This is a genomic window from Ponticoccus sp. (in: a-proteobacteria) (assembly GCF_048381735.1).
In genome coordinates this window covers 1-7741 of the sequence record NZ_JBLXGL010000022.1, presented here as the reverse complement: position 1 = coordinate 7741, position 7741 = coordinate 1, and the positions used below count along the sequence as shown (strand labels likewise).

The 7741-nt window shown below is 69.7% G+C and carries 3 protein-coding genes and 4 pseudogenes; all 7 read left to right on the top strand.

Features of this window, described 5'->3' with window-relative positions:
- Positions 1–927 (top strand): carboxyl transferase domain-containing protein (locus ACN5KJ_RS20365; protein WP_418596022.1); only part of this gene is annotated, 927 nt, incomplete at its 5' end.
- Positions 928–1340: 413 nt separating this feature from the next.
- Positions 1341–1730, top strand: a complete 390-nt coding sequence (locus ACN5KJ_RS20360) for a hypothetical protein (RefSeq protein WP_418596021.1) — start codon at positions 1341–1343, stop codon at positions 1728–1730.
- Positions 1731–2024: 294 nt separating this feature from the next.
- Positions 2025–2375: a hypothetical protein gene (locus ACN5KJ_RS20355; RefSeq protein WP_418596019.1), complete on the top strand. Its 351-nt coding sequence runs from the start codon at positions 2025–2027 to the stop codon at positions 2373–2375.
- Between the two features lie 3257 nt (positions 2376–5632).
- A pseudogene (locus tag ACN5KJ_RS20350) lies at positions 5633–5977 on the top strand (NADH-quinone oxidoreductase subunit A).
- A gap of 46 nt (positions 5978–6023) precedes the next feature.
- Positions 6024–6494, top strand: a pseudogene (locus ACN5KJ_RS20345) (NuoB/complex I 20 kDa subunit family protein).
- A gap of 18 nt (positions 6495–6512) precedes the next feature.
- A pseudogene (locus ACN5KJ_RS20340) lies at positions 6513–7120 on the top strand (NADH-quinone oxidoreductase subunit C).
- A gap of 58 nt (positions 7121–7178) precedes the next feature.
- A pseudogene (locus ACN5KJ_RS20335) lies at positions 7179–7741 on the top strand (NADH-quinone oxidoreductase subunit D); the annotation flags it as partial.

Sequence of the window (7741 nt, the reverse complement as noted above, 5' to 3'; positions counted from 1 at the left end):
GTCAAGAAGCACCTGCGCGCGCAGGAGATCGCCGAGGAGAACCATCTTCCCTGCGTCTACCTGGTCGACAGCGGCGGCGCGAACCTGCCCAACCAGGACGAGGTCTTTCCCGACCGCGACCACTTCGGCCGGATCTTCTACAACCAGGCGCAGATGAGCGCCAAGGGCATCCCGCAGATCGCCGTGGTGATGGGGTCCTGCACGGCGGGCGGCGCCTATGTGCCGGCGATGTCGGACGTGACGATCATCGTGAAGGAACAGGGCACGATCTTTCTTGCCGGGCCGCCGCTGGTCAAGGCGGCGACGGGCGAGGTGGTGACGGCCGAGGACCTCGGCGGCGGCGACGTGCACACGCGCCTCTCCGGCGTGGCGGATTACCTGGCCGAGGACGACGGCCATGCGCTGGCCCTGGCGCGGCGCGCGGTCGCCAGCTGGGGCGCGACCGACGACGCGAATTCAATCCCGGAAGCGCCGGCCTACGACCCCAGGAGATCCTGGGCGGTTCCCGCCGACCTGCGCACGCCCTACGACATCCGCCAGGTCATGCGCGGGTGGTCGACGGCTCGCGCTGGACGAGTTCAAGGCGCGCTTCGGCGAGACGCTGGTGACCGGGTTCGCCCATGTGGGGGTGCCAGTGGGGTCGTCGCCAACAACGGCGTGCTGTTTCCGAAGCCGCGCAGAGGGCGCGCGTTTCATCGGCTCTGCTCGCAGCGGCATCCGCTGGTGTTCCTGCAGAACATCACCGGCTTCATGGTCAGGCGGAAATACGAGAACGAGGGCATCGCCGCCGGCGAAGATGGTGACGGCGGTGGCATTGCGGTGCCCAAGATCACCATGCTGGTCGGTGGCTCCTTCGGGGCGGGAACTACGGCAGGGCGGCTACCAGCCGCGTTTCTGTGGACCTGGCCCAACCGCGCATCTCGGTGATGGGCGGGGACAGGCGGGGGGGTGCGGCGACGGTGAGCGCGACGCGATCGAGCAGGGCGGCGGGCGGTCGGCCGAGGAGGCGGAGTTCAAGCGCCGACGGTCGAGATGTTCGAGCGCAGTCGCACCCGCTGCCTCGGCACGGCTCTGGGACGACGGCTCGTCGATCCGCGCAAGACCCGCGCGGTGCTGGCCCTGTCGCTGCGCGCGCCCCGCAACCCCGGTCAGGAGACGCTTCGGCGTGTTTCGGATGTGGGCCGTGGCGGCGGGGTGGCAGCAAGTCGCAGTGGGGGCGCTGCCCCCGTCCGCCGCGGGCGGACCCCCGGTGCCAGGGGCCAGGGAAATCCGGGAATGGGAAGGGGGCGGCATGTTTGACACGATCCTGATTGCGAACAGGGCGGATCGCCTGCCGGGTCATGCGGACGCCCGCGCCTGGGGCTGAGGTGGTGGCGGTCTGTTCGGAGGCCGATCGGGCGCGGGCATGTGGCGAAGCCGACCTTCGTCTGCATCGGCGGTGCCGCACCCCGAGAGCTACCTGCGGGGCGACGCATCGTCGGGCGGCGCTGCGACCGGCGCGGGGCGATCCATCCGGCTATGGCTTCCTGTCCGAGAACCCCGGTTCGTGGAGAGTCGAGGCGGCAGGGCTGGTCTTTGTCGGCGTCAGCTCGGCGATCCGGCGATGGGCTCAAGGATGCGGCGAAGCGGCTGATGGACGAGGCCGGGGTGCCGGTGGTGCCGGGCTACCTGGCGAGGACCAGGATCGGCGCTGCTGGCCGGAGGCCGGGCGATCGGCTACCCGGTGCTGATCAAGGCGGTGGCGGGGGCGGCGGCAGGGCATGCGGCTGGTCGAGGCGCCCGACGCCTTCCGACGGCTGGACGGCGCGCGGGCCGGGCGCGCGGCGCGTTCGGCAACGACGCGGTGCTGATCAATGCATCCGCGCCGCGCCACATCCAGTGCAGGTCTTTGGCGACGGCACCGGCGGTCCACCTCTTCGAGCGGATTGATCGCTGCAGCGGCGCATAACAGAAGGTGATCGAGGAGGCGCCCGCGCCGGGCATGACCACCGCCGAGATGCGCGCCGCCATGGGGGCCGCCGTGCGTGCCCGCCGAGGCGATCGGCTACAAGGGCGCGGGGACAGTGGAATTCATCGTCGACGGTCGCAGGCTGCGCCCCGACGGCTTCTGGTTCATGGAGATGAACACCCGCCTGCAGGTCGAGCATCCGGTGACGGAGCGATCACCGGGTCGACCTCGTGGAGTGGCAGTTGCGGGTGGCCGCCGGGAGGCGCTGCCGGCGCAGGAGGATCTGGCATTCGGGCCATGCCTTCGAGGCGCGGCTCTATGCCGAGGACGTGCCCGCGGGGTTCCTTCCGGCCACCGGGAAGCTGGCGCATCTGGCGCTGCCCCGAGGCGTTCGAGCCGACAGCGGCGTGCGCAGCAGGGGATGTGATCTCGCCGCACTACGACCCGATGATCGCGAAGGTCATCGTGCAGCCCGACACGGAAATCGCCCTGAAGCGGCTGGCGCCTGGCTGCGGGACCGAGGTCGCCGGCACGGTCACCAACCCTTGCATTCCTCGGGCGCTGGCGGCGCACCGGGGTTCGGCGCGGGCGGTGGACACCGGCTCATCGGGCGGATCTGGCGCGCTGGGCGCGGCGCCCGGGGCACCGCGCTGGTCGCCGGGCGGCGTGGCTGTCGGGGCTGGACGCGCAGGCGGGCCCGCTCATGGGTTCGCCTCTGGCGCCGCTGGCGCGGGGGCTGCTGCGGCGCGGCGAGGAGGATCGCCCTGCGTGCTGCGCGCCAGGGCGGACCGCATCGGGATCGAGGTGGCGGGGCGCGGTTCTGGCCGAGCGCTCGCGGGTGCTGGGCTCGACGGGCGCCGGCCCCGGCATTTCCGCCGGGCAGGTCACGGTGTTCGCCCTACGAGCTGCGCTTCGACATCGTCATCCGCTGGCCGGGATGCGCTGGGCAGGGGTACGGGGCTGTCGAGGCGCCGATGCCGGGCGGTGGTGCGGTCATTGCGCCGGGGGAGGCGGTCGGCCGGGGACCGGCTGGCCTTCTGGAGCGATGAAGATGGAGCACGCGGTGGCGCCGCGCGGGTGGCCGAACTGCTGGTCGCGGCGGGCGACCAGGTCGAACCGGGGCGGCGCTGGTCGGTCAGGAGGAGAGGAAGAGGCATGATCCGTCTCTGCACGTGCCGTCGCGTTCCATGCAGGTGCTGTGGCTGCTCACGAGCTGGGGTCCGTTCGAGGTCATCCGACCCCTTCGACAAACCTGCGCGCCCGATTACCTGACGCTGTCCCGGCGGGCGGGTGCCGCGCTGGAGATCGGGGCAAACGATGTTCAGATCCGGCGCCATGATGGAGTATCTCTGCGAACGGTTCCCGAGCCGGGATGGGCCGGGCGCCGGGCACCGGACCGCATGGCCTGGCTGTCTGGCTGCATTTCGCCGGGCCCATCACCCAGCATTGCGCCGCCCTGACCCAGCAGCACCTGATGCTGCGAGGATCCATGCGCTCGCCAGTGATGAAGCTGGAGGCGGCGCGGCTGGCAAGTGCTACGACGCCATCGAGGCGCGGCTGGCGCAGAGCGGGCGACCATCTGCTGAGGGGTTTTCCGCCGTCGACGTGGCGGTGGGGCAGGCGGTCTACATGGGCGGCATTTCCGCAACATCGAGGCGGCGGCTCGAGGACTGGCACGCGCGGAGGCACGGGCTCTACGCGCCTTCCGGCCGGCTCTGCCGGCGGAGGGCCCGAGGCGCGCGCGGGAATTCATCCGCCGGGGGGGCCTCCAGGCAGGCGCCCGGGCGGCGCGGGCGGAGGGCCGGGCGGCGTGGGAAGACAAGCGATGACGGGGAGGGGGCGAGATGGGCGGGTCGAGATCTTCGAGGTGGGGCCTCGGGACGGGTTGCAGAACGAGGCGCGGCGATTCCGGTGGCGGAAGATCGCGCTGGTCGACTGCCTCGGGCGGGCGGGTTTCCGGCGCATCAGATGCGCCGGATTTCATCGGTCGAAATGGGTGCCGCAGATGGCGGGCTCCGCCGAGGTCTGGCGGAATCGCCGCGTGCCGGGGGTTCCTACGCCGCCCTGACGCCCAACCTTCGGGCTTCGAGGCGGCGGTGGCGGCGCGGGCGACAGGGTGGCGATCTTCGGGTCCGCCTCCAGGTTTCGCGCGCCAATATCAACGCCTCCATCGACGAGAGCCTCGAACGCTTCCGCCGGTGGCAGAGGCGGCGCAGACCGCAGGCATTGAGGGCTATGTCTCCTGCGCGGTGGATGCCCTATGACAGTAGTGGCGCCGGGCAGTGGTGGGTGGCGAGAACACGCCATGGGCTGCTACGATCTCGCTTGCCGACACCCTCGGGCGGCCCAGGCGGTGACGCGATGTGGCCGCGGTGCGGAGGGGTGCCGGCGTCACCTCCGGGCATTTCCACGACACGGGGGGCGGGCGCTCGACAATGTCGAGGTGGCGCTGGCCGGGGGCTGCGGGTCTTCGACGCGGCGGTCGGCAGCTGGGCGGTTGCCCTATGCGCCGGGGGCGCCGGGAACGTCGCGACCGAGGCTGTGGCGGCGGCTGGCCGCGCTCGGCCACGAGACCGGGCTCGACCGCGGGTTCTGGAGGAGGCCGCGGCATGGCGCGGGGATGCGCACGCGCAGACGGGGGCCGCGGGGCGCGCGCGGGGGACGGAGCCGGCAATATCGGCGCGAGATCGACGGGCGGGGGTAGCCAGCTGGCCTGCCGGGCGGAAAAGCACAACGCCCTTTCGGCGCAGATGATGACCGAGCTGGAAACCGCCGCGGTGCGCCCGGAGGACGACACGTCGGGTAGTGGTGCTCTCGGCGGTATAGCGACCTTCTGCGCGGGCGGGACCTTGCCTGGATGCGCGAGCAGTTCGGATGGACGACCACACCCGCCGCATTGAATCGCGCCGCATCGCCACCGCGCTCGGCGCGTTGCCGCCCTGCCGCAGCCGCTGATCAGGCGCATCCGGCAATGCCTTCGGCGGGGTAGGCTGGTGGCAGTCTGCGACATGGCGATCAGGCCGAGGGCCGACGATGGGCTTCACCGAGACCCGGCTGGGGGCTACCCGCCAATATCGGCCCCTACGTGATCGCCCGCATGGGCGGGTGCCGCCCGCGAGGTCTTCATGCCCGGCTCTTCGGCGCAGAGGCGGGCGCTCGACCTGCTGAACGCGTCGTCGCGCCCGAGGCGCTGGACGCGGCGGTCGAAGGGGTCGCGCCCTATCTCGCCTGCGCGGGGGCGACGCGCGAGCCAGGCGCTGCTGACGCTGGGCGGGTGAGCAGGCGGAGGTCGACCTGGCGGTGGACGCTGGCCCGCGCTGGGGAGGCCGGGCCGGGGGGATCGCGGCCCTCGACAAGCGCCCCGCCGCGCGCCAACCGGAAGCCCGGCGTGCCGTCGGCGCGGGCAGGCCCGGCCGTGCCCCGGCGCACCGCCCCGGCGCCCCCGCGCGCGGGCTGAGGCACCGAGTCCCGCGCGGGATGCTTTTGTATGCGACGGTCGACGGAAAAATGCGCAACTTCGCCGTGCGGGGCGGCTTTGTTTATTGTGGTCAAAAGCGTTTTTGGCGGGGTGAAAACTGCCGGGCGATTGTTGACCCCGCTTCGGCGGCGATAAGTCACTCACGGCGCATCGCCATGGTTTCCGCGCCGCCCCCGGCGCGCCTCGCAAAGGCCACCCGTGGAAGAATGCTGCGGGAATATCTGCCCATCCTCATGTTCTGGCCGTCGCGGTCGGTCTGGGCGCGGTCCATCCTTGCTGCCGTGGTGCTCGCGGTGCGCAATCGGACGGAAAAGTCTCGGCCTACGAATGCGGGTTCAACGCATAAAACGACGCGCGGATGAAATTCGACGTCGTTCTACCTGGTGTCGATCCTCTTCATCATCTTCGATCTCGAAATCGCCTTCCTCTTCCCTGGGCCACGGCCTTCAAGGACGTGAGCATGGTCGGCTTCTGGTCGATGATGGTGTTCCTTGCCGTGCTGACCATCGGCTTTGCCTGAATGGAAGAAAGGGGCACTCGAATGGGAGTGATGACGGAGCCAACACCGCAGGGGCGACCGGGAGTCGCGGTCAGGCGCTGAACCGGGAGCTTTCGGACAAGGGCTTTCGCAACCACGGTGGATGACGTATCAACTGGGCGCGCACCGGCTCGCTGCACTGGATGACCTTCGGCCTGGCCTGCTGCGCGGTCGAGATGATGCAGACCTCGATGCCGCGCTACGATCTGGAACGCTTCGGCACCGCGCCGCGCGCGAGCCCGCGCCAGTCCGACCTGATGATCGTGGCCGGCACCCTGACCAACAAGATGGCGCCGGCGCTGCGCAAGGTCTACGACCAGATGCCGGAACCGCGCTACGTGATCTCGATGGGCTCCTGCGCCAACGGCGGGGGCTATTACCACTACAGCTATTCCGTGGTGCGCGGCTGCGACCGGATCGTGCCGGTCGACGTCTACGTGCCGGGCTGTCCTCCGACGGCCGAGGCGCTGCTCTACGGGCTGATGGCATTGCAGAAGAAAATCCGCCGCACCGGCACGATCGTGCGCTGAGCGGGGCGGGGAGGCAAGATGACCGACGCACTGAACGAACTGGGCGCCCATATCGAAATGAAGCGGCCCGATTGCGTGCTGGGCTGGGACGTGACCCATGGCGAGCTGAACCTGGACGTGACCCGGCCAACATCGTCGGCCTGGTCGAGTTCCTCAAGGCGGATGCGACTTGCCGGTTCTCGTCGCTGGTGGATGTGACCGCGGTGGATTACCCGCAGCGGCCCAAGCGCTTCGACGTGGTCTATCATTTCCTGTCGATGTACCAGAACCACCGGATCCGCCTGCGGGTGTCGATCCGCGAGGACGAGATCGTGCCCTCGATCACCGCCGTGCACCCCAGCGCGAACTGGTTCGAGCGCGAGGTGTTCGACATGTTCGGCATCCTGTTCTCGGGGCACCCGGACCTGCGCCGCATCCTCACCGACTACGGCTTCCGCGGGCACCCGCTGCTCAAGGATTTCCCGACGACGGGCTATGTCGAGGTGCGCTATGACGAAGAGCAGAAGCGCGTGGTCTACGAACCGGTGAGCCTGGTGCAGGAATACCGGCAGTTCGATTTCATGTCGCCGTGGGAAGGTGCGCAATACGTGCTGCCCGGCGACGAAAAGGCGGAGGCCGGGAAGTGACCGAATTTTCGACGAAAATTCGCGGCTGCACCGGATGCGCGCACGAGGAGGCACTGTGATGGACGGCTCCAACGGCTTCGAAGACGTCATGACCGGCGAGCAGAAGATCCGCAATTTCAACATCAACTTCGGCCCCCAGCACCCTGCCGCCCACGGCGTGCTGCGTCTGGTGCTGGAGCTTGACGGCGAGATCGTGGAACGCTGCGACCCGCATATCGGCCTGCTGCACCGCGGCACGGAAAAGCTCATGGAGAGCCGGACCTACCTGCAGAACCTGCCGTATTTCGACCGTCTCGACTATGTCGGGACGATGAACCAGGAACATGCCTGGTGTCTCGCCATCGAACGGCTCACCGGGGTCGTGGTGCCGCGTCGCGCGCAGCTGATCCGGGTGCTCTACTGCGAGATCGGGCGCATTCTGAACCACCTGCTGAACGTGACCACGCAGGCCATGGACGTGGGCGCACTGACGCCGCCGCTCTGGGGCTTCGAGGAACGCGAGAAGCTGATGGTGTTCTACGAACGGGCCTGCGGCGCGCGTCTGCACGCCGCCTATTTCCGGCCCGGCGGGGTTCACCAGGATCTGCCGCCCAAGCTGATCGACGACATCGACGACTGGTG